Source organism: Actinoplanes sp. NPDC023801 (assembly GCF_040639655.1).
In the GTDB taxonomy this organism is placed as follows: domain Bacteria; phylum Actinomycetota; class Actinomycetes; order Mycobacteriales; family Micromonosporaceae; genus Actinoplanes.
This window is the reverse complement of record NZ_JBFAAI010000031.1, coordinates 1-21,793: the sequence shown is the minus strand read 5'-3', so window position 1 is coordinate 21,793 and position 21,793 is coordinate 1. Positions and strand designations below refer to the sequence as shown.

Here is a 21,793-nt window from a genome sequence, read left to right as displayed (position 1 = left end):
GATCAGCGTGGGGCGCGGCGTCATTGCGGACTAAAGCGACGAAACGTACGTTACGTCGACAGGTCGATCCGGCTCGGATCCAAGACCGACTCGCACCCATCTCGAAAATGAGGCCGCCATGCGTAACGCCGTCCTTACCGCAACCACCCTGTTCGCCTCCTTGGGCGCGACCGTCGTGCCGGCAGCCGCGGCCCCCGCGCCGCTGCCGGTCGACAAGATGGTCATCGACGTTGTCGCCGCCAATGGCTCGGGCTGTCCACTCGGCACCGCAGACGTAACCGTGTCGCCGGACAACAAGGCCTTCACCGTCACTTACAGCGAATTCACCGCCCAGGTCGGTGTGGGAGCCAAACCACTCGACTTCCGTAAGAACTGCCAGCTCGCCCTGAACGTCGACGTCCCACAGGGTTTCACCTACGCCATCGCTCGTACCGACTACCGCGGCTTCGCCCGCTTGGAGAAGGGAGCGTCGGCGACCCAGTCGTCGTTCTACTACTTCCAGGGCGAGGGGCATACTCACCGGTCGCGTCACAACTTCACCGGGCCGGCCGACGGTGACTGGCAGCGCACCGACACCATCGGCATCACCTCGGTGTCGTTCCTGCCATGCGGGGAGCAGCGCTACCTCAACGTCAACACCGAACTGCGCGTCAACGCGGGCTGGTCCGACAAGAAGAAGACCACCAGCTTCCTCACCATGGATTCCACCGACGGCAACCTCGACACCGTCTACCACGTCGCCTGGAAGAAGTGCTGACAGGCGACCACCGCCGCAGGCCCATTCGCGCAAGAGACTCGGGCCAATGACGAGTACGAGGCCGTGACTCGGGCTTGCCACGTGTTGGCCGTCCGGCCCCGGGTGGGTGCCTGCCGCAACGTACGGGCCGAGCGCCTGTCGCATCGGCTCCGCGTTGCTCGCGCTCAGGTCGGTGGTACAGCCGGCGCCCTCGAACCCTGACGACACGGATTCGCTCGCTTCCCGCCCTCCGAGTCATCAATGAGTCTGTGGATGGTCTGCTTGCCATGCCCCCGTTCGATGCAGTAAAGGACCAAGGATGGCGCGCGGCGTTTCAAGCGACAGCGAAACGCTCGTTCCTGAGCGCCCACTCGGCAACGCCAGGAGTCTTTAAGTTTGGCCAAATTATTACGAATGTAAGGCCTTCAAGAATGGGGCCACACGGCGACTTGCCGCCACCGAGGCAATGGAAGGTGAATGATCTCACACGCTGTGCGACTCTTTCGGCCGCATCCTGCCCCTGAGCTGGGCTCCGACTCAGAGCCAATCAAAAACTCCCCCCGTTGCGCCTGGCTTGAACTTGACCGTACGAAAGCAATGGCTTTTCATCATCACGCACCGTCAAGTGGGCACAACCCACTGCGAGCGCCGTGGTGGGCAATTGGTGAAGACCTTGCCCTAAGTCATATCTCACAGCGTTCCGTCGGCGGTGAGTCGCATCATCCGCTCTCCGCCCGATCGGCGGGGATTACCCGAAGGACCGACATGAAATCTCTTGTGGCACGCACTTTCGGCATCGTCGCAATGGCGGGCTTCGCCATTGGCGTTACTGCTGGTCCCGCCGCCGCTGCCGACAACACCTTCGATCTTGCCACCGGCAGCGTTTCCGCCTACGGCACTTACGACCGCATGATGAGCATCCCGGAGCAGCCGGTCGCGCCGATTCGTATCACGGGCACGCTGGCGGTGAACTCCGCCAAGCAGTGCGGCGTCGTGCAGGTGGCCTACAACGGCCCCGCGGACGGCATCGAATGGCGCACCTTCGGCAAGTTCTGTGGCAAGGGCAAGACCAACTTCACCACCACCTCGAACCTGCTGTTCGGTGGTTTCCAGCCCGAGGTTCGGCTGTGCAAGGGCACAACCGTCAAGAAGGCCGAGCGCGGCACGTCCTGCGACGCCTTCACCCCCGCGGCCGCCTGATCGCGGTCAACCGACCGCAAGAGGCGTGAACGGCTGACGCCGCCGAGTCGGGCCGGGCAACTCTGCCACAGCAAGCCCGGCTCGGCGGCATGCCCGCCGAGCACCGCGACGGGACCGGCCTTCAAGACGCAATCTCATGAGTCGACGCCAAGTCAAGTCGGGGTAAGGACGCGGCTAATCGCGGATCAGTGCGTCCTGCAAGGGAGCAGCTGTCGCATCGGTGATGTGCTCCTGAAGACTGACGTCCATGGACAGCAGTGGCGGTGAGGGCCCAAGGGAAAGCTGGTGGGGTGGCTTTCCGAAGGGCCTGGAGGTCTGCTCGCGGAATGCGCTGGTGGAGGTCGGGTCGATACTGCCGGTGTCGGGTCGGCTCTGGGTGGCTCGCCTCGACGGCATGAAGATGGCCGACCCTGACCATGCTTTCTACGAGTTCTCCGACTCGCTGCTCTTCCCGGCCTATTTTGGTGGGAACTGGGACGCGCTCTCCGATTGCCTGCGCGACCTCAGCTGGCTCGCGGCAGACGGGTATCTGATCCTGGTCGAGAACGTGTCGCAGCTCCTGTCGGGCAATCTCGGGGATCGGCGGATCCTCTTTCAGATCCTGTCTCGAGCGGTCCGGCACTGGGCGTCGTACCTCGGCGATGCGCCGGCTGGCTTGAAGGTGTTGCTGCTGTGCGACGACGAGGAGCAAGTCCGCCTGCTCAAGCATGAGATCGCCGCCTGATTCATCACGGACTGTCAGCAGCGACGAATTCTCGTCGTGGCCGAACCGGGAACGGTAGCGCTCATGAGCCGTTCAGCTTTTCGAAACTGAACAACGCCTCTGCACTCGTGCGCCTGGCTCGAGCCCGCCTTGTCGCCCCGGCTTCGGTAGCCTGGCGCGGTGCCCGAGGTCATGCTGCGCCCCGCCGAGATTGCCGATGCAGGCGTGATCGCCCGCATTCAACTCGCCTCCTGGCGTGCAACGTACGGTCAGCTGAACCCGGCCATGGTCGAGGGTCTTGATCTCGACCGCACCAGCGAGAACTGGGCCCAGGCCGCTGTCGATGCGACGCACCGGCTGCGATTGGCCGAGTACGACGGTACGACGGTCGGCTACGCCTTCAGCGGTTCGGCTTCCGGGGAAGCGGACGGCGTCGGCGAACTCGATGCCATATACCTCTTGCCATCGGCCCAAGGGTTGGGCATTGGCCGGCTTCTCGTCGAGGACGCCTTGACCGGTCTCGCCGACGCCGGAAACACCGAGTGCGTCTTGTGGGTAGCTGACCAGAACATAAAAGCTCGCGGGTTCTACCACTACCTCGGCTTCCGTCCGGACACTGGTCGCGACATCTGGCGCGGACTGCCGGTCGGCCGCTATCGCAGGCTGCTACGGGGGCGAGGCTTCCCGCGGTGAGGTCAGCCCTGTCCGGCGCTGCGCTGCGCCGGCGGGCGGGTGGCTGATCCGGGCTCGGTGGGGCGCCCGCTCAGGCGAGCATTCTCCTTGGTCAGATTGAGGATCTGGCGCAGCAGGTCGACACTTCCGCCGCCGCTGCCCTCGGTGTAGGTGTCGTCCAGCTCGTACACCTGCCGTGCGATACCGAGGTGCCGGCCCCGGAACATCACCACCACCCGCAGGGCCCGGACCAGCGCGGCGGCGCTGTTGCGGACGGCGATGGGGGCCCTCTCCGGATCCGGGCCGAACGCCGCGACCACCCGGCCCGCGAGGGAGGGGCCGCCGGCCAGGTTCGCGTGCATCCGCCGCCACCGCGGCAGGCTGTACGGAACAAGGTTCAGCAGGAACTCCTCGTACTCGGTGTCGTTGTGGTCGTTGGCCCAGAGTGCCTTGTCGACCAGCCACATCGGCAACTGCGCCGCAGCGGGCCCGAAGTAGTCGACGCCGTCGATGCGGGCCGCTTCGAGGTACGGCCGGAGCCCGTGGGCGAAGAAGGCCGGGGTGACGTGGCGGGAGACCAGGGCCATCGACTCGACGGTCGGCTGGAGCAGCTCGGCCACCTCGCCGAGATGGACGGCGAACAGCGCGTCGGCCGGCGCCAGGTCACTCAGCCCTTCCAGCCGGCCCAGCGCCTTCTGCAGGTCCGGGAAGACGATCCGGACTGATTCCTGGAGGTGGCCTTCCTGCTGGTCGTCGGTGTACATCCGCTGCCGCGGCCCGGCCGGGTTCCAGACGGTGTAGTGCAGGATCGTGTCCCGCGGGACCATGTCGGTGCGCTCGCCGAGCAGCTGCAGGACCGGGACCAGCTCGGGTGCCAGGTTCAACGGCTCCGGGCCGTGCCGCTTGACGGATCCGATGATCAGCCCGAGGTCCCGCATGGCGGCGAGACACTCGACGGGGCCCCAGCCGGCCACCGTGCCGGCCATGGGCGCGATGGCCCGCATGGCCGCGATCAGCCCGGCGACGTCGCCCTTGTTGTTCAGCGCGGGCACCGTCGCGATCACCGGGTCGGCGTGCAACGGATCGGCCGCCTGCACCTCGGCGGTGAGCGCTGGGCGCTCGTAGTCGATGGTGGGACTGGGATGCATGGGTGGCTCCGATCTCGGTCAGAAAGGTGGAATTGCGGCCGGCGGCCGGGTCCGGACGGATGACCGCTGCTCAGCGCGTGGCGGCGATGGCGAGGCCGGCCCGGCCGGCGCCGGCCGGGGCGATGTCGGCCGGGGCGATGTCGACCGGGATGCCCAGGTCGTGCAGGAGCGGGACCACCTGGTTGCGGAAGTCGGTCATGGCGGTGATCACCGCGTCGCCGTCGGTGGCGAAGAAGTCGAACCACAGCATCACCCGGTCCTGCGGATGGAACCGGTCGGCGATCTGGGCGGCGATGTCCGCCGGCGCTCCCACCAGCGAGTTGTCGGCCGATCCGGCCACCTTGGCCGGGTCCACGGTTCCGTCCATGGCCCGCCAGTACGCCGCGAGCGTAGCCTCGGCCCGCTCCCGGGCCCCGTTCCGGCGCTCCTCCACGGTGCGGCCCGGCGTCGCGTCCAGGAAGACGAACACGGTACGGGGCATGTAGTGCCGCTGCCAGGGACCGCCGGCCGGGTGGAACGCGGTGGCCATCCGCTGGTGGGTCGCCTCGATCGCGGCGGGGGCGGTGATGCTGAGATTGAACAACTGCACCGGTGCGTACCCGTTGAGGTGGATCTGCAGCGCCGGGTCGTGCGTGCCGCCGACCAGCCGTAACAGGTCGGGACGGAAGTCGGGCAGCACCCGGGTCCGCTCGAAGGTCCAGCGAGGCGGCAGCGGGATCCGGTCACCCGTGGCGCCGGCCGCCAGCGCCGTCCGGTCGTACGTCTCACGGTCGGGGAACATCTGCGGCGTCAGCCCGGGCGGTGTCACATCGGTGCTGGCCAGTTCCTCGCCGCTGAGCAGCCGGACGAAGATTTCGGCGGCCTCCGCGGTGATCGCGCCGCGTACCTGTCGCCACGCCTGGGCTTCCCAGCCGGTGCGGGGAACGATGCCGGTGGCGCGGTTGATGAAGTCGAAACGGCCGCCGGCGAAACCCACCCGCAGCCGTCGGCTCTCGGCGGGGTCGAGCCCGTGCCAGGCCAGCGCCGCCGCTACCCGTTCGGCCGCGGGCAACGGGCCACCGCAGGCGACGATGTTCATGATCGCGGACCCGACGTCGATCCTCCGGGTACGGGCGAACACGCGCGTGGCCAGTTGCAGCGTGTCGGTGTTGAGCCCGATCTCACCGGTCCAGTGCGGCACCGCGGGCTCGGCGTTGCCGCGCTGGGTACGGGTGCTGAAATGCGACTCGGCCACCCACAGGCAGCCGTAGCCGAGGTCGTCGGCGACGGTCGCCTGGTCGAGGAACTCCTGGAGCAGCGAGGCATGGCCGGGAAGCCCGCCGCCGGGGCGGGGGGTCTGAGCCAGGCTGCAGAAGATGTCGAAGCGCACGCGATCAGCTCAGCGCGATCCTGGCCGCGACGAGGAGCAGTACCCCGCCGGTCACGCCGTTGAGGATGTTGCGTACCTTGCGCCGGCGGAAGGCCCGCCGGAAGGTGCCGACCGTGACCGCGACGATCGAGAACCAGTTCAGCACCGCGACGACGCTGATCACGCCGAACAGGATCTGCTCGGTGAGTGTCGGGCGCTGCGGCAGGAACTGCGGCATCAGGGTCACCAGGAAGACGACGACCTTGGGGTTGAGGAAGTTCGCGAACAGTCCGTGCCGGTACGCCGTCCAGAGACCCCTGCGATCCAGTACCTCGTCGGCGGGGGCGGTCTCGTCGCTGCCGCGCTGACGCAGCGAGAGCAGGATCCTGATCGCCAGATAGACCAGGTAGGCCGCGCCGATCAGTTTGACCGCGGTGTAGAGGGTCTGGGAGGCGGCGACGAGCGCGCCGACACCGGCGATCGCCAGGGCGGTGTTGACCGCCATGCCGGTCGCGACGCCGGCTGCGGCGGCCACGCCGGGAATCCGGCCGGAGAGGGCCGCGTAGCGGGTGACCACCGCGAAATCGGGCCCCGGGGAGGCGGCACCAAGCGTCACCACCGCCGCATAGGACGCCATCTGGAGGGCAAGGCTCATCGAACAGCTCCCTTGTACGGTCTTTGCCGGGGCCGGCGGGACAGCCGGCGGTACGGCGAGGGACGGTGCGGGCGGAGCGGGGCGCGGTCTGTCGCGCGGCCCGGTGATGCTCCCGCGATGCCGCTGCCCTCCGGTGCCGACGGTCGGCGCGGTCCAATATGGCACAGCGCGTCACCGCGACGGAAGACGAGAGTTCTAGAATTCGCCGTAGTGTCAGGCAACCGATCGGAGACTCGCATGTCTATCGTGGACCCGTTGAGCCGGGAGTTGAGCGCCGTCACCGACGCCACCGCGGCCGATCTGGAGGGGATCCTCAAGCTTCAATACCTGTGCTATCAGTCCGAGGCTCAGCGGTACGACTTCTGGGGGATTCCGGCGCTGACCCAGAGCATGGCGTCGATCGCCGAGGACCTCGCGGTCAAGCCGATGCCGGTGATCCGGCTGGACGGTGAGGTGGTCGGTTCGGTGCGCGGTGAGCTGGTCGAAGGCACTTTTCATATCGGGCGGCTGGTGGTGCACCCACGGGTGCAGCGGCGGGGTCTGGGGCGTCGGTTGCTGGCCGCCGTGGAGCAGCGGGCCGGTGCCGCCGACCGCTTCGAGGTGTACACCGGCTACCGCAGCACCGAGTTCCTCGGGCTGTACCAGGCCTGTGGATACCAGCCGTTCAAGCACGAGCAGGTGACCGACCGGCTCCGGCTCACCTACCTGGAGAAGCCGGCCCGGCCCTGACGGCCGCCGGTTCATCAGTTCTAGAACAATGCTTGCCACCCGTGGTGCCGATGGCTACGGTGACAGGAGTTCTAGAACGGAGTAGTCATGGAGCTGAAGTTATGGGGCCCCGAGAGCGGCGCCATCACGATGTCGCAGCGGTCGGCGATGGACGACCCCGGAGCGCTCGGCCGCTTCGGGCGGTTCGGCGGCCGTTACGTGCCGGAGGCGCTGGTGCCGGCGTGTGAGGCGCTGGAGGAGGGGTTCCGGGACGCATGGAGCGACCCGACGTTCCGGGCGACCCTGTCCCAGACACTGCAGCTCTACGCGGGCCGGCCGACCCCGGTCACGCCGGCGTTGCGGCTGTCCGCGGAGCTGGGAATCACGCTGCTGCTCAAGCGCGAGGACCTGGCACACACCGGGTCCCACAAGATCAATAATGTGCTGGGCCAGGCGCTGCTGGCACGCCGGATGGGCAAGACGCATCTGCTCGCCGAGACCGGCGCGGGTCAGCACGGCGTCGCCACGGCGACCGCTGCCGCCCTGTTCGGCATGGGCGCCACGGTGTTCATGGGTGAGCGTGACATGGAGCGCCAGCAGCTCAACGTGTTCCGCATGGAGCTGCTGGGCGCCACGGTGGTCCCGGTGACCAGCGGTAGCCGGACACTCAAGGACGCCTGCAGCGAGGCGCTGCGCCACTGGGTCAGCAACGTCGCCGACTCGCATTACTGCATCGGCTCGGTGATGGGCCCGCACCCGTACCCCTGGATGGTCCGCGAATTCCAGCGGGTCGTCGGCGAGGAGGCGCGCGGCCAGTGCGCGACCCTGCTGCCGAAGGCCCAGCCGGATGCCGTCGTGGCCTGCATCGGCGGTGGCTCCAACGCGGCCGGTACCTTCGCCGGCTTCGTCGACACCAATGCCCGGCTGATCGGGGTCGAGGCCGCCGGTGGCGCCGCGATCACCAACGGTTCCCCCGGTGTGCTGCACGGCTTCCAGTCCCAGGTGCTTCAGGACGACTCCGGTCAGATCCAGGAGGCCCACTCCATCTCGGCGGGCCTGGACTATCCCGGCATCGGACCCGAGCACGCCCACCTGGCCGACATCGGCCGGGCCGAGTACGTCACCGCCACCGACGAGGAGGTCCTCGCGGCGGTCGAGCGGCTCGCCCGCGCGGAGGGCATCCTCGGCGCCCTGGAGTCGGCGCACGCGCTCGCCTGGGTGCTGCGCGCGGCCGGCACGCCGGATCTGCCCACCGGTTCGACTGTGCTCGTCACGCTCTCCGGGCGTGGCGACAAGGACGCCGAGCAGCTGGCGGCGCGGCGATGACCGCCGTGATGACGGAGACCGGCCGACTGGAGTCCCACCTGCGTGAGCGGCGCGCTGCCGGGCGGTCGCTGCTGGTCCCGTACGTGACCGGGGGCGTCACCGAGGACTGGCTCGACTGCGTCCGGGCCTGTGCCGACGCGGGTGCCGACGCCATCGAGATCGGCCTGCCGTTCTCCGACCCGATGCTCGACGGGCCGACCATCCAGGCGGCGTCGGACCGGGCCCTCCAGCGCGGGGTTACCCCGGACGGGGTGCTCGCCGAGCTGGCCGACCTGCGGCTCAGCGTTCCGCTGGTCGTCATGACATACGCGAACATCGTGTTGCGCGCCGGGGTCGAGGCCTTCGGCCGGCGGCTGGCCGACGTGGGCGTCAGCGGGATCATCGTTCCCGACGTGCCGTTCCACGAACTCGAGGAGTTCGCCGCCGTGCATCGCACCACCGGGGTGGAGATGGTGCTGCTGGCGGCCCCCGCCACCGAGCCGGCCCGGTTGCAGCAGATCGCTCAGCACAGCCGGGGATTCGTCTACGGCGTCACGGTGATGGGCACCACCGGGGAGCGGACCGATCTCGCCGCGTCCGCCGCCCGGGTCGCCACCCGGGTCCGGGCACTGACCGACCGGCCCGTCCTGCTGGGCTTCGGCATCTCCACCCCCGCGCACGCGGTGGAGGCCGCCGGGCACGCCGACGGCGTGGTGGTGGCGTCGGCGCTGATGCGCCGGCTGCTCGACGGGGCTGGGCCGGCCGCGGTCGCGGCCGACGTCGCCGCCCTGCGGTCCGCTCTCGACAACCGCTGAACACCCGCCCGGGCCGGGCCACCGGGCCGGCCCGGACGGCCGGCCCCGACGACAGGAGACTCCGATGGCCGTTCTCGTCCTCGACGCCGCCCACGTGCACGAGTTGCTGACTCCGGGCGAGGCTTTGCACGCCATGCGGGAGGCGCTGGCCGCTCTCGCTCGTGACGAGGTGCACCAGCCGTTGCGCATGGTCGTGCGGCCGCCGGCCGCCGCCGGCCTGATGGCCGTCATGCCGTCCTACCGGGCCGGTGAGAACGCCGCGTACGGCCTGAAGGCGGTGTGCGTGTTCCACGACAACCCGAAGATCGGCAAGGACGCGCATCAGGGGGCCGTGCTGTTGTTCAGCGCCGCCACCGGCGAGCTTCAGGCACTGATGAACGCGTCGGCGATCACCGAGATCAGGACGGCGGCGGTCTCGGCGATCGCCACCGACCTGCTGGCCAGGCCGGACGCCGGCGACCTGGCCGTGCTGGGCACCGGGGTGCAGGCACGCGCTCACCTGATGGCGCTGGCCGGTGTGCGTTCGCTGCGGCGGGTCCGGGTGGCCGGGCGCGACCCGGAGCGCACCCGCCGGTTCGCCGCCGACGCGGAGAAGTGGGTGGGGGTCCCGGTGGAGCCCTGCACCTCCGCGGAGTCGGCGGTACGGGAAGCCGACCTGATCGTCACGGTGACCACTTCGGCGGAGCCGGTGGTGCGCCGCGAGTGGATCGCCGACGGGGCGCACCTCAACGCGGTGGGTTCGAGCATCCCGACGGCGCGCGAGATCGACACTGCCACGATGGCGGCGGCGAGTCTGTTCGTCGACCGGCGCGAGTCCACTGTGAACGAGTCGGGGGACTATCTGTTCGCTGCTCGCGAGGGCGCCATCGGCCCGGACCACATCCGCGCCGAGCTGGGCTCCGTGCTGATCGGGGCTGCCCCCGGCCGTACCGATGAGAAGGAGATCACGCTGTTCAAGTCGCTGGGCGTGGCTGTGGAGGACCTGGTCGCGGCCGACCATCTGTATCGGGAGGCGCAGCGCCGGCAGGTCGGCGCCTGGGTGACCTACTGATCGTGGGCAGCTTCGTGGCAGCGGACGGAACCCGCATCGCCTATCGCAGCGTGGGCACCGGGCGGCCGCTGGTGTGTCATCCCGGTGGTCCGGGGCGCTCCGCCGACTATCTCGGCGATCTCGGTGGGCTCGCTGCGGACCGCCGGCTGGTGTTGGTGGATCCCCGCGGTACCGGTGGCTCGCAGACGCCCGTCGATCCCGGCACGTACCGGTGCTCGCGACTGGCCGAGGACCTGGAGGCACTCCGGCTGCATCTGGGCCTGGAACGCTTCGATCTGCTCGGCCATTCGGCGGGCGCGAACGTGGCGCTGGCGTACGCGGCGGCCTATCCGTCCCGGCTCGACCACCTGGTGCTGCTGACGCCGTCGCGGCGGCTGACCGGGGCGCCGGACGATCTCCTGACGGTCGCGGCCCGCTACATGACCGGCGAGCCGTGGTACCCGGACGCGGTACGGGCGGCTGCCGCGCTGGACGCCGGCGACACCGCTCCCGGGCTGGAGGAGCGGATGGAGCCGCTGCTGTACGGGCGCTGGGATCCCACCCTGGCCGCACACGCCGCCCGGGGTGCCGCCACCGTGAACCCGGCCGCGCGCGACGGTTTCCACGACCCCGGCCTGGACCCCGATGCTCTCCGGCGGGCGCTGGCTGCCCTGCCGGCGCGCTCGGCCGTCATCGCCGGCGAGCGGGACGGGGTCACCGGTCCGGTCGCCCCCGGCGTTCTGGCGTCCTGGCTGCCCGGTGCCCAGCTGATCTGGTTGCCCGGCGGTGGGCACTTCCCGTGGCTCGTCGACCCCGCCGGCACCCGCGAGGCCATCGATGCGGCTTTGCGTACGGTCGCTCCCGTGGATCCACTGTGATTAGTCGGGATAACTCCGCGTAGCCCTTGCCTATACGCCGGTCTTCTAGAAGACTGGCGCTCGGCCCGGAGATCTCAGGGGGGCACGTGGCTATCGGCGTTAATGAAACACCTGTTGAACCCTCGTCCGGCGGCGCGGTCGCCTTCATCGAAGCAGCGGGATACATTGCCGCCTTCGACGCCGCCGAGGCGATGAGCAAGGCGGCCTCGGTGCGTCTCGGTGGCCTGACCAAACTGGGCGGGGGCCTGATCTCGGTGTCGGTCATCGGCTCTCTGGCAGACGTGCTGGAGGCGGTCGAGGTCGGGCAGGAGACGGTTCGGGCGTTCCACCGGGTCGAGGTCCGGTCGGTGGTCTTCGCCAGCCCATCACCAGCTGTCGCGGCCATCGCGGCCCGTCCCGACCTCGTCGGAAGCTGACGGCCGTGTCCGAGGCGATCGGTCTGGTCGAGTGCCGCGGCCTGGTCGCCACCATGGTGGCCGTCGAAGCAATGTGCAAGGCGGCCGCCGTGCGGTGCGCCCGGGTGGACCGGGTCAGCGGAGGCATATTGATCGCGGTGGTCATCGGCGACCTCGCGAGTGTGGATGCGGCGGTCGCTGCCGCCGTCATCGCGGTGCGGCAGTACGGCCAGGACGCCCGTACGCAGATCTATCCGAGGCCCGAGCCGGCAGCCGCACGCCTGCTGGTCGGATCCGGCCGCCTGGAGGGCGGCTCGGCCGGCTGAGCACAGCACCGGCCCGAACACCATCGTCACGGGGGAGTGCATCGTCATGTCCGAAACACACATCGTCCGGCTGGGTGGCCAGCCGTCCGGTCCGCCGGTGGGCACGCCCGTGCTCGGCGGCAAGGGCGCCGGCCTGGCCGCCCTCTGCGCTCAAGACCTGCCGGTCCCGCCGGCTTTCGTGGTAACGACGGCGGCCTACCGATCGGCGGTCGGTGCCGTGGCCGACCGTTTGGACGCCGAACTTGCCGCCCTCGATCCGGACGCCGGCGGCTTCGAGGCGGCGTGCGCCCGGGCCCGCGAGGAGATCTACCGGGCCGCCGAGGGCGCTGCGGTACTCGACGAGGTCGCTGCCGCCTATCGCGAACTGGACCGCGGCGGCGGCGCCGGCGTAGCGGTCCGGTCCAGCTCCGCCGCCGAGGACTCCGGCCTGACGAGTTTTGCCGGCGAGCACGACTCCTATCTGTGGATCGACGGCGCCGACGAGGTGCTCGACCGGGTCCGTGCCTGCTGGGCCAGCCTCTACACCGAGCGTGCCGTGCGGTACCGGCGCCGGGCCGGTATCACCGGCGACGCGATGGCCGTCGTCGTTCAGCGCATGGTCGACGCGCACGCCGCCGGCGTGCTGATGACCCTCAACCCGGTCAGCGGCGACCGCTCGGTGATCGTCGTGGAGAGTGTCTGGGGACTCGGCGAGCCGCTGGTGTCGGCCGAGGTCACGCCGGACCGCTTCGTCATCGACAAGGTGACCGGTGAGGTGCGCCGGCGGGAGCTGGCCGAGCAGCCGTTCCAGCTCGTCGGCTCGGCGGGACGCGGCACTCGCCGGGAGGCGTTGCCGGACCCGGGCGCGGCCTCGCTGAACTCCACGCACATGGCCCGGCTGCGAGAACTCGGCCGCCAGCTGGAGAACCGGCTCGGCCATCCGGTGGACGTCGAGTTCGCCGTCGTCGGCGATGAGGTCTTTCTCCTCCAGGTACGCCCGGAGACGGTGTGGTCGCGGGCGGCCCCGGCACGTCCCGCGACTGCCGCACGCAGCGCGATGCAGCTGGTGCTCGCCACGCTGACCGCCAAATGACTTTCACCCGACAAGAACGGCGGAGCACATGACTTCCACGGACAGTTTCCCAAGCCCATTCGATATTCCCGCTCCGGACGGCGCCGAGGGGTGGGAGCGGATGTACAACTGGTACCACCTGTTCGGTGAGGACCGGCGGAAACAGGACGAGCAGCGGTTCTGGTTCCAGGACCGGCTCCACCACCCCGAGGTTCTGCACCCGTACGACGAGATCCAGTGCGAGTGCTGGTGGCAGGCGCTCGGCGCCTTCAACACCCGGATCTTCGCGATGCCGCCGGCGTTCGGTGTGGACCAGCGGGTGCTCAACGGTTACCTCTACGTGACGCCGGTGCCGGCGCCGCCGGAGGAACTCGCCGCCCGGGCGGAGCTGTTCGGCCGGCGTGCCGGTTACTACTACGACAACTGGGACTCCATCTACGGCGAGTGGAAGACCAAGGTGCTGGGCTGCCTGGACCGGATCACCCGCATCCGGTTCGCGCCGCTGCCGGACATCGAGCCGGAGTCGGTGGTGACTGATCGGGTCGGCTACTCCACGGGGTATGCGATGATCCGGGACTTCTCTGAACTCGTGCAGACGATGTACGAGACGTACCAGTACCACTTCGAGCTGCTCAACATCGGCTACGCGGCGTACCTGACGTTCTTCCAGTTCATGCGGGACCGGTTCCCGGACATCTCGGATCAGTCGATCTCCCGGCTCGTCGGTGGTCTCCGGGTCGACCTGTACCGCCCGGACGACGAACTCAAGCGCCTGGCCAAGGAGGCCGAACGGCTCGGTGTCGGCGACATCCTGCTCGCCGCGGAGAACCCCGCCGCGGCGTTCGAGGCCCTGGCCGCCTCCGACGAGGGACGTGAGTGGCAGGCCGACTGGGACAAGACCAAGGACCCGTGGTTCCTGATCAACACGGATCCCGGCCACCCGGGCGCCTCCCACAGCCACCCCACGTGGCTGGATGATCCGGCCATCCCGCTGGCGTCGGTGAAGGAGTACGTCCGGCGGGTGCGCGGGGGCGAGGAGATCGACCGGGACACCGCGGGCGTGCTCGCCGAACGCGACCGCCTCACCACGGAGTACCGTGCGCTGCTCGACGACGACGGCCGGGAGTCGTTCGACCAGCTGGTGGAGCTGGCCCGGATGGTGTTCGCCTACATCGAGGAGCATGTCCTCTACATCGAGCACTGGATGTGGGCCACTTTCTGGGCGAAGTCCAAGGAACTGTCCCGGGCGCTGACCGCGATGGGTGTCTTCGACGAGCCGGAGGACATGTTCTTCCTGCGCCGGGGCGAGGTCGCCGAGGCCATCTACGACGTGGTGGCCGCGTGGTCGGTGGGCAGTGCCCCGCGCGGCGCCCGTTACTGGCGCCCCATCGTGAACGAACGGCGCGGCATCTACGAGAAGCTGCGCGCACAGCCGCCGGCGCTCGCCCTCGGCCCCCCGCCGGCAGAGATCAACGAGCCCTTCACCGTGATGCTCTGGGGCATCACCACCGCCGCCGTCAACGAGTGGCTGGCACAGCGGGAGACGACCGGCAAGGGCGAGAAGGTGAGCGTGCTACGCGGGGTGGCGGGTTCGCCCGGCGTCGCCGAGGGCCCGGCCCGGGTGGTGCGGCACGTCCGAGAGCTCGAGCACATCCAGCCGGGCGACATCCTGGTCTGCCCGGCGACTTCACCGGCCTGGTCCACCGTGTTCGGCCGGATCGCCGCCACCGTCTCGGACGTCGGCGGCATCATGAGTCACACGGCGATCGTCTGCCGCGAGTACGGCCTGCCGGCCGTGGTCGGCGCGGGTAACGCGGTCGCGTCCATCCGGGACGGTCAGCGTATCCGGGTGGACGGGGACACCGGTGTCGTCACGATCCTCGACTGACCTGTCCGTCGCGCCGGGCAACTCCGCCGCCGGGGGCTCGTGCCCGGCGGCGGGTCCCGCCCCCGCCTGCCGGGTGGAGCCGGCCGGACCGCCGGTGGTGCTGCCGGACCGGGACGGCTGGCAGACCCGGCGGCGGCGGGCCATCTGGCGGCGGGCGGCGCTGGCGGGGCAGGGATTCACCACGGTGATCCTGGACATCGGGGGTGTGATCGTGCCCTCGCTGTTCGAGTCGGTCGCACTGCCGGACTTCCCGCGTGGCCCACTGGCCGCCGAACCGGCCTACCGCGAGGTGGAGCAGGGCCGCCGATCCGAGCGCGCCTACTGGGCGGGCGTGGCGGAGCAGCGGCCGGATCTGGACCTCGGCCGGCTCTGGCGCGACTGCACCGGCCTGCGCCCGGCCATGATGGCGGCGATCGCGACGATGCTGTCGCGGATGCGGGTCGTCGCCTTCACCAACGACATGGCGTACTGGTTCGGCGACGACTGGCTGACCGGCCGGTTCGCCGATCTGCAAGCGCTCGACGATGTACTGGAGGCCCGCGACTTCGGCGTCCTGAAACCTGACCCGCGGGCCTACCACCTGGCCGCGGAGAGGATCGGCGAGAAGCCGGAGCACTGCCTGTTCGTCGACGACCACCAGGCGAACCTGGACGGAGCAGCGGCGGTCGGCATGGCCACCCAGCTCTTCGACGTGACCACACCTCAGCAGACGGTCGCCGCGCTGTTGGCCCGTCTGGCCCTACCGGAGGCAGAGCCGCCACGGATCTTTCGACAACCAGCTACGGGGGAAGAGCATGGAAGGCAGGCACGGCAACGCCGGCACGCAGGCACTGGATCTTGACTACCACGGTTATCTGCTGACCGATCAGCTGCTCGCGCTGCAACACCCGAAGAGCGAGCCGATACACGCCGACGAGATGCACTTCATCATCACCCACCAGGCCATCGAGCTGTGGTTCCGGCTGATGGTTCAGACCGTGCGCCGGGCCCGTGACGAGGTCTCGGCCGGCCGGTGGATCCCGGCCGTCACGGCGGTCCGCCAGCTCACCCGCTTCACCGGAGTGGTGATCGCTCAGACGTCGACGCTCGCCGAGATGCCGCCCGCCTCGTTCCACGCGTTCCGGCACTTCCTCGGTACGTCCAGCGGCTTCCAGTCGCTGCAGTTCCGCGAACTGGAGGTCCTCTCCGGCCTGCGCGACGAGCACTACCTGGCCGGGCTGCGCCGGGTGAACGGAGGCGTGGTACCGCCCTCGGTGGCGGAGGCGCTGGCCGAACCGAGTCTCGCCGGCGCGCTGGAGCAGGCCGCCGCGAGGGCCGGGGTGGTGGACTGGGCGAACTTCTACGCCGACGAGGGCGGCCGGTCGCCGCTCTATCTGCTCTGCGAGGCCCTGATCGACTACGACGAAGCCTGGTTCCGATGGCGCAGCGAGCACCGGATCCTCGTCGAGCGGATGCTGGGCGGCAGCATCCGTGGCACGGCCGGGACCACACCGTCCTATCTCGAGCGCTCGACGCATCTGCGCTTCTTCCCCTACCTGTGGCAGGCCCGCAGCGAGCTGGCGCTCATGGGCGGCGGAATGCCGACACAGTTCTAGATCTTTGAATATCTTGATGTTAAAGTCGGCTGGCGCTCGAGAGGAACCCCGATGGATATCGGCACGGTGCGCGAAACGGTGGTCGCACCCACCAGGCACCCCGGTCTGATCGGGACGAAACTGCTGCTGGTGGTCGTTCGCGACACCGTCGGCGAGCGCGAGGTGCTGGCCGTCGACGCCGTCGGAGCCGGAGTCGGGGACCGCGTCATGATCGCCACCGGAAGCCACGCCGTCACCCTCGTCAGGCCGCAGGCGCCCACGGACGCGGTAATCGTGGGAATCGTTCAGCAGCCCGGCAACCACACCGGAACCACAAGAGGAACGGATCGGGAAAATGGATAACGCACTGGGCATGCTGGAGACCAAAGGCCTGACCGCCGCCATCTCCGGCACCGACGCGATGGTCAAGGCCGCCGAGGTCGAGATCGTCAAGGTCGAGCAGATCGGGTCGGCGTACGTCGCCGTTCTGATCCGCGGTGACGTCGCATCGGTCAAGGCCGCCGTCGACGCGGGCGCGGAGGCCGCGGCTCGGCACGGCGAGGTCATCAGCGTGAACGTCATCGCCAGCCCGCACTCGTCTACGGCGGCGCTGACCGGGCTGGTCCGGGGCGCGGCGTGATCGGCAGTGCCGTGCCCATCCCGCGGCACTGGTACAACGCGGCCGCGGACCTGCCGGAGCTCTACGGGCCATATATCGACCCGGCCACCGGCCGTGAGCTGACCGCCGACTCACTGACCGAACTGTTCGCCCCGGAGCTGGTCGAGCAGGAGCTCGACCGCTCCACCCGGCTGCGGCCCATCCCGGACGAGGTGATGGAACGCTACGCCCTGTGGCGGCCCACACCGCTGATCCGGGCAACCGGGCTGGAGCGGGCGCTGGGTACCAAATGCAAGATCTTCTACAAGTACGAGGGTGTCTCCCCGATCGGCAGCCACAAGGCCAACTCCGGGGTGGCCCAGGCCCACTACAGCAAGCGGGCCGGCCGGACGAAGGTCTACGCCGAGACCGGTGCGGGGCAGTGGGGCAGCGCGATCAGCATGGGTTCGTCGTTCGTGGGCCTCGACGCCGAGGTCTTCATGGTCGGCGGCAGCTATGACGCGAAGCCGTCCCGGCGGATCCTGATGGAGACGTTCGGCTCGACGGTGCACCGCAGCCCCAGTCCGCACACCGCCGTCGGCCGGGCCGCCCGGGCCGCCGACGAGAACGCCCAGGGCAGTCTCGGCCTCGCGATCGGTGAGGCCGTCGAGGCCGCCCGCGCCGACCCGGCCGCCGCGTACGCCCTGGGCAGCGCGTTCAACTTCGTCTGTCTGCACCAGACGGTGATCGGGCAGGAGCTTCGGGCGCAGCTCGACTCCGTCGGGCTGAAGCCGGACGCCCTCATCTCCTGCATCGGCGGCGGCAGCAGCTTCGCAGGACTGGTCTTCCCGTTCCTCGACCAACTGGACCGCAAGGGCGCCCCGCTCGACCTGGTCGCCGTCGAGTCGAACGCGGTCCCGAAGGTCACCCAGGGCAAGTTCACGTTCGACCACGGCGACAGCGCCAAGCTGACCCCTCTGGTCGAGATGTACACGCTCGGCCACGAGTTCGCCGCACCCGGGATCCATTCCGGCGGGCTGCGCTACCACGGGCTGTCCGGGCAGGTCAGCAAGGCACTGAACCTCGGGATGGGGCGCGCGGTGGCGTACTCCCAGCTGGAGATCTTCAAGGCCGCGAGCCTGTTCGCCCGGACCGAGGGGCTGATCCCCGCGCCGGAGGCGGCACACTCGGTCGCCGCCACCATCGAGATCGCCCGTCAGCACCGCGACGAGGAGAAGGTGCTGGTCTTCTGCCTTACCGGGCACGGCTTCTTCGACCTCTCCGCGTACCAGCGTTACAACCTGGGCCAGATGGAGGACTCCGACTCGCCGTCCGAGGCGATCGCCCGGTCGCTCGGCGAGCTGCCGAAGGTGCCCCACCGCGGCGCCCCGGCCCCGGCCGGCGCCGATCCGTTCGACGCCTGGGAACGCTGGCACTTCGGTAATCGGGCCACGCCGGACCGGCCCGTCGGCGGGGGTGGCGCGACCGACCTCCGGGAGTACCGGGTCGTGTCGGAACGCCTGGTACGCGAGGCGTGCCGGAACGCTTCGGGTGATCTGTTCGTCGCCGCGAACGCCGTGATCACTCCTGCGGCCGAGAGCGAGGCCCGCGACCGCGGCCGCGCCATCGTCCGCGACATCGCCCGGTAGCCACGAGAGGACTGCTCATGACACGCCCGCCCGCGGCGGTCGCCACCTTCGGCCGGCTGACCGACCTGGACGCCAAGATGGCGCACGGGATCCTGCGTTACTGCGACCACGTCAACGTGGTCGTGGATCCGGTGCACGCCGGTAAGCGGCTGCACGACCTTTTGCCGTACGCCGGGCGTGACATCCCGGTGGTGGCGACCGTCGCCGAGGCACACCAGCGTGGCGCCCGTGAACTGGTGGTCGGCGCGTCACCCCCGGGCGGCGGCGCCGCGCCGGCCATGGTCGCCGAGGTGGCGGCCGCCGCGGAGTTGGGCATGTGGGTGGTGCACGGCCTGCACAGCCGGCTCACCGATGTTCCGGAGCTCGGCCGCTACCGCGACCGGATCGTCGAGCTGCGGCACCGGCCGGTCACCGAGCGCGTGGCCACCGGCGAAGCGGCCCGGCTCACCGGCAACGTGGTGCTGACCGTCGCCTCGGACTGCGCCTCCGGCAAGATGACCACCGCCCTGGAGGTGTGGCAGGGGCTGCGGCAGCGAGGAGCCGATGCGGAGTTCGTCGCCACCGGGCAGACCGGCATGTACATCGCCGGTGGCGGGGCGCCGCTGGACGCCGTCCGCGCCGACTTCGCCGCGGGAGTCGTCGAACAACTGGTCACCGATGCCGCGGAGGGCGGAGCCCGGTACGTGCTCGTCGAGGGACAGGGTTCGATCCTGCACCCGGCGTACTCCGGGGTCAGCCTGTCCCTGCTGCACGGCAGCGCACCGAACCTGCTGATCTTCTGCCACGACCTGTCCCGCGACCGGCTGGCGTACTTCGATCAGGCGGTGGCCGACGTCGCGGAGGAGATCGCGCTGCTGGAACGGCTTTCCGAACATCAGCGCAAAGCGCGGGTGGTGGCTGTGGTCGGCGTGAACCGCGGCGGCGACCCGGTGACCGCGGAGGCCGACCGGGACCGGCTGGAGCGCAGTCTGCGGCTGCCGGTGGTCCCGGCCACCACGGCCGGGTTCGGCCGCCTCGCGGATCTGATCGCCGAGTTCTGATGACTGCTCCCGTCCGGGCCACCGGTGCCATCCGGCAGCAACGCCTCGCGGTCCCGCTCGCCGTGTCCCACACCGTCGTCACCGAGGTCGCGGTCATCTCGCTGCGAGTCGAGCACGGGGACGTCCACGGCACCGGCGAGGTCGCGGTCGGGCCGTGGACCACCGAACCCGCCGAGACCGTGCGCGGGGGAGCGGTCGCGGTCGCCGGCTCGGCGCCGGCGCCGGCCACCGTGGACGACGTGGCCGGCATGCTGGCCCGCGAGCCGCTCGCCGGGCGGGGTCCCACCACGCGCATGCTGGTGGAGATGGCGCTGCTGGACCTCCTGGCGCGCCGGGCGGCACTGCCGCTGTGGCGGTTGCTCGGACTGCCCCAGCCCGAGCCGTACCGGGTTTTCCGGACCCTGTCGGTCGGCGCGGCGCCGGACCCGGCGGACACCGGGCCGATCAAGGTGAAGCTCGGCGGCCCGCGGGACGTGGAGGTGCTGCGGCGACTCGCCCAGGACCCGGACCGGCCGGTCATCGTGGACGTGAACCGGGGCTGGAGCCGAGCCGACTGGACCGCCGTACGTGATCCGCTGCGCCGGGTGCGGTTGCAGGCACTGGAGGACCCGGTCGCGGACCCGGGTCTGCTGCCCGAGGTGCGATCGGCCCTGCCGGGTGTGCCGGTGCTGCTGGACGAAGGCATCCGGACCGCGGCTCAGGCCGTCGCCGCCCTCGATCGGGCGGACGGTGCGAACGTCAAGCTGGCCAAGATGGGCGGTTTGCTGGCCGCGGGTGAGGCCCTGTCGCGGGTCCGCGACGCCGGTGGGCGCCGGATGCTGGGATGTTTCGTCGAGCCGCCGGACACGATCGCCTATGCGGCGCAGGTGGCCGGTCTGGCCGACTGGACCGACCTGGACGGGCACCTGTTGCTCACCGGTGACCCGGTGCCGGACCGGCTCCGGCTGGACACCGAGCGGCCCGGCCGGCCCGTTTTCCACCCGTGATCGGCAAGCCGTCGAGTGCAAGGGCATCGTGTACAGTCTGGTGCTCGTGAGAGCCATTGACGGCGCAACAAAATGGGTCACCCGCGGACCGGGCAGGTGAGCGGCGTCGTGCGTGAGGCCCGTACGCCGGAGGAGCCCTTCGCACGGGCCCGGTTCATGCCGAAGCACCGCATGGTCGAGGAAGAGCTCGCCGCCCGGATCCAGCGCGGGGAGTACGGACCCGGCGACATGCTGCCCTCGCAGCGCGACCTGAGCGCCTCCTTCGGCGTCACGCTGATGACCTTGCGGCAGGCGTTGCGTGCGCTCAGTGACCGGGGGCTGGTGCAACAGCAGCCCGGCCGCGGCACGTTCGTCACGCCCCCGCCGGCGGCCTACCGGCTGGAGTCGCTGCGCAGCCTCGCCGACGAACTGCGTAGCCAGGGTCTCGAGGTCACCACCCGCGTCCGGCGGGCTCAGACGCGCGCCATTCCGGCCCGGGTGTCGGCCTCGCTGGGCGTCGAGCCCGGATCACGGGGACTGCGGCTGGAGCGGGTCCGGTGTGTCAACGGGCGCCCGATTGTGCACCAGTTGTCGTGGGTGCCGGAGCCGTACGCCCCGCACATCGCCAAGACGGATTTCACCGTCACACCGCTGTACGCCGCACTGGCGTTGCAGTGCCAGGTCGCCATCGCGGCCGCCAACGAGACGATCCGGCCGGCGCTGCTGCAGGCTGCCCTCGCCGAGGTGCTCGGCCGCCGCGCCGGCACCCCGGTGTTCGTCAGTGAGCGGGTGACCTTCGGCATCGACCGGGTGGCGGTGGTCTTCGACCAGGCCACGATCGACGGTCAGCGCATGCAGATCAGCACCGGCCGGGTCGCCAACTCGGTGTCGCTCGCCTGGGGCCTGCGCGGCTGAGCGCCCCGGTCAGGCTCGCCGGGTGCGCGAGGCGAAGGTTATCCGGGTTCTTCGATGCCGAGTCCCTTGCCGGCCGGCTCGCGGGAAGGTGAGCGCGTCACCCGCCCGGCGGGCAGGCACTCGGCGACGAACCGCTTACGGAGCGTCACGATCAGCAGCACGTGCGGGTAGCGGGTCAGGAGGGGTTCGACGGC

At 70.1% G+C, this 21,793-nt stretch carries 24 protein-coding genes; 21 read left to right on the top strand and 3 right to left on the bottom strand.

Annotated features, from left to right (window positions below; all coding sequences use genetic code 11):
* Positions 1-118 precede the first annotated feature (118 nt).
* The 4 genes from AB0G04_RS36420 (at position 119) to AB0G04_RS36405 (ending at position 3,332) form a co-directional block, all read left to right on the top strand.
* Entirely contained in the window at positions 119-757 is a 639-nt protein-coding gene (locus AB0G04_RS36420) for a DUF4360 domain-containing protein (protein WP_360992595.1), read from the top strand.
* 744 nt (positions 758-1,501) lie between these two features.
* Positions 1,502-1,936 carry a hypothetical protein gene (locus tag AB0G04_RS36415; protein ID WP_360992593.1) on the top strand — a complete coding sequence of 145 codons (435 nt, stop codon included), beginning with the start codon at positions 1,502-1,504 and terminating at the stop codon, positions 1,934-1,936.
* A 247-nt stretch (positions 1,937-2,183) separates the two neighbouring features.
* A complete protein-coding gene (locus AB0G04_RS36410; RefSeq protein ID WP_360992590.1) occupies positions 2,184-2,660 on the top strand; it encodes a barstar family protein in 477 nt (158 codons plus the stop codon).
* Positions 2,661-2,819: 159 nt separating this feature from the next.
* A complete protein-coding gene (locus tag AB0G04_RS36405) occupies positions 2,820-3,332 on the top strand; it encodes a GNAT family N-acetyltransferase (protein ID WP_360992587.1) in 513 nt (170 codons plus the stop codon).
* 2 nt (positions 3,333-3,334) lie between these two features.
* Here the strand turns inward: AB0G04_RS36405 and AB0G04_RS36400 are convergent, their stop codons facing one another.
* The 3 genes from AB0G04_RS36400 to AB0G04_RS36390 form a co-directional block, all read right to left on the bottom strand.
* Complete coding sequence (locus AB0G04_RS36400) at positions 3,335-4,459, bottom strand: monodechloroaminopyrrolnitrin synthase PrnB family protein (RefSeq protein WP_360992584.1); 1,125 nt, start codon at positions 4,457-4,459, stop codon at positions 3,335-3,337.
* Positions 4,460-4,529: 70 nt separating this feature from the next.
* Complete coding sequence (locus AB0G04_RS36395; RefSeq protein WP_360992582.1) at positions 4,530-5,828, bottom strand: LLM class flavin-dependent oxidoreductase; 1,299 nt, start codon at positions 5,826-5,828, stop codon at positions 4,530-4,532.
* Positions 5,829-5,832: 4 nt separating this feature from the next.
* A complete protein-coding gene (locus tag AB0G04_RS36390; protein ID WP_360992579.1) occupies positions 5,833-6,462 on the bottom strand; it encodes a LysE family translocator in 630 nt (209 codons plus the stop codon).
* 237 nt (positions 6,463-6,699) lie between these two features.
* On the opposite strand from AB0G04_RS36390, the gene AB0G04_RS36385 reads away from it, so the two are divergent.
* The 17 genes from AB0G04_RS36385 to AB0G04_RS36305 all read left to right on the top strand — a co-directional run bounded on the left by AB0G04_RS36385 (position 6,700) and on the right by AB0G04_RS36305 (position 21,599).
* Positions 6,700-7,191 carry a GNAT family N-acetyltransferase gene (locus tag AB0G04_RS36385; RefSeq protein WP_360992576.1) on the top strand — a complete coding sequence of 164 codons (492 nt, stop codon included), beginning with the start codon at positions 6,700-6,702 and terminating at the stop codon, positions 7,189-7,191.
* A 129-nt stretch (positions 7,192-7,320) separates the two neighbouring features.
* The gene (gene trpB, locus AB0G04_RS36380; protein ID WP_360992800.1) at positions 7,321-8,496 is read left to right on the top strand and encodes a tryptophan synthase subunit beta; all 1,176 of its coding nucleotides are present in this window, start codon (positions 7,321-7,323) and stop codon (positions 8,494-8,496) included.
* 8 nt (positions 8,497-8,504) lie between these two features.
* Positions 8,505-9,290: a tryptophan synthase subunit alpha gene (gene trpA / locus AB0G04_RS36375; RefSeq protein ID WP_360992573.1), complete on the top strand. Its 786-nt coding sequence runs from the start codon at positions 8,505-8,507 to the stop codon at positions 9,288-9,290.
* Positions 9,291-9,354: 64 nt separating this feature from the next.
* Complete coding sequence (locus tag AB0G04_RS36370) at positions 9,355-10,341, top strand: ornithine cyclodeaminase family protein (RefSeq protein WP_360992570.1); 987 nt, start codon at positions 9,355-9,357, stop codon at positions 10,339-10,341.
* A gap of 14 nt (positions 10,342-10,355) precedes the next feature.
* Positions 10,356-11,198 carry an alpha/beta hydrolase gene (locus AB0G04_RS36365; protein WP_360992567.1) on the top strand — a complete coding sequence of 281 codons (843 nt, stop codon included), beginning with the start codon at positions 10,356-10,358 and terminating at the stop codon, positions 11,196-11,198.
* 86 nt (positions 11,199-11,284) lie between these two features.
* Positions 11,285-11,614, top strand: a complete 330-nt coding sequence (locus AB0G04_RS36360; protein WP_360992564.1) for a BMC domain-containing protein — start codon at positions 11,285-11,287, stop codon at positions 11,612-11,614.
* Positions 11,615-11,619: 5 nt separating this feature from the next.
* On the top strand, positions 11,620-11,919 hold the full coding sequence (locus AB0G04_RS36355; RefSeq protein WP_360992562.1) for a BMC domain-containing protein: 300 nt from the start codon (positions 11,620-11,622) through the stop codon (positions 11,917-11,919).
* A 46-nt stretch (positions 11,920-11,965) separates the two neighbouring features.
* Positions 11,966-12,991, top strand: a complete 1,026-nt coding sequence (locus AB0G04_RS36350) for a PEP/pyruvate-binding domain-containing protein (protein ID WP_360992560.1) — start codon at positions 11,966-11,968, stop codon at positions 12,989-12,991.
* Positions 12,992-13,019: 28 nt separating this feature from the next.
* Positions 13,020-14,858 carry a PEP-utilizing enzyme gene (locus AB0G04_RS36345; protein ID WP_360992558.1) on the top strand — a complete coding sequence of 613 codons (1,839 nt, stop codon included), beginning with the start codon at positions 13,020-13,022 and terminating at the stop codon, positions 14,856-14,858.
* Positions 14,836-15,699 carry an HAD-IA family hydrolase gene (locus AB0G04_RS36340; protein WP_360992556.1) on the top strand — a complete coding sequence of 288 codons (864 nt, stop codon included), beginning with the start codon at positions 14,836-14,838 and terminating at the stop codon, positions 15,697-15,699. The genes AB0G04_RS36345 and AB0G04_RS36340 overlap by 23 nt, the downstream gene beginning before the upstream one ends.
* Positions 15,653-16,453 (top strand): tryptophan 2,3-dioxygenase family protein, encoded by an 801-nt coding sequence (locus tag AB0G04_RS36335; protein WP_360992553.1) that lies wholly within the window; start codon positions 15,653-15,655, stop codon positions 16,451-16,453. The genes AB0G04_RS36340 and AB0G04_RS36335 overlap by 47 nt, the downstream gene beginning before the upstream one ends.
* A 51-nt stretch (positions 16,454-16,504) precedes the next feature.
* A complete protein-coding gene (locus AB0G04_RS36330; RefSeq protein ID WP_360992551.1) occupies positions 16,505-16,795 on the top strand; it encodes a EutN/CcmL family microcompartment protein in 291 nt (96 codons plus the stop codon).
* Positions 16,788-17,072, top strand: a complete 285-nt coding sequence (locus AB0G04_RS36325; protein WP_360992548.1) for a BMC domain-containing protein — start codon at positions 16,788-16,790, stop codon at positions 17,070-17,072. The genes AB0G04_RS36330 and AB0G04_RS36325 overlap by 8 nt, the downstream gene beginning before the upstream one ends.
* Positions 17,069-18,679, top strand: coding sequence for a TrpB-like pyridoxal phosphate-dependent enzyme (locus AB0G04_RS36320; RefSeq protein WP_360992545.1), 1,611 nt, complete (start codon positions 17,069-17,071; stop codon positions 18,677-18,679). Before AB0G04_RS36325 ends, AB0G04_RS36320 begins: the two co-directional genes overlap by 4 nt.
* 17 nt (positions 18,680-18,696) lie before the next feature.
* Entirely contained in the window at positions 18,697-19,719 is a 1,023-nt protein-coding gene (locus AB0G04_RS36315) for a DUF1611 domain-containing protein (RefSeq protein ID WP_360992543.1), read from the top strand.
* On the top strand, positions 19,719-20,705 hold the full coding sequence (locus AB0G04_RS36310; RefSeq protein WP_360992540.1) for an enolase C-terminal domain-like protein: 987 nt from the start codon (positions 19,719-19,721) through the stop codon (positions 20,703-20,705). Before AB0G04_RS36315 ends, AB0G04_RS36310 begins: the two co-directional genes overlap by 1 nt.
* Before the next feature lie 96 nt (positions 20,706-20,801).
* Positions 20,802-21,599, top strand: coding sequence for a GntR family transcriptional regulator (locus tag AB0G04_RS36305; RefSeq protein WP_360992537.1), 798 nt, complete (start codon positions 20,802-20,804; stop codon positions 21,597-21,599).
* The last annotated feature ends 194 nt before the right edge of the window (positions 21,600-21,793 follow it).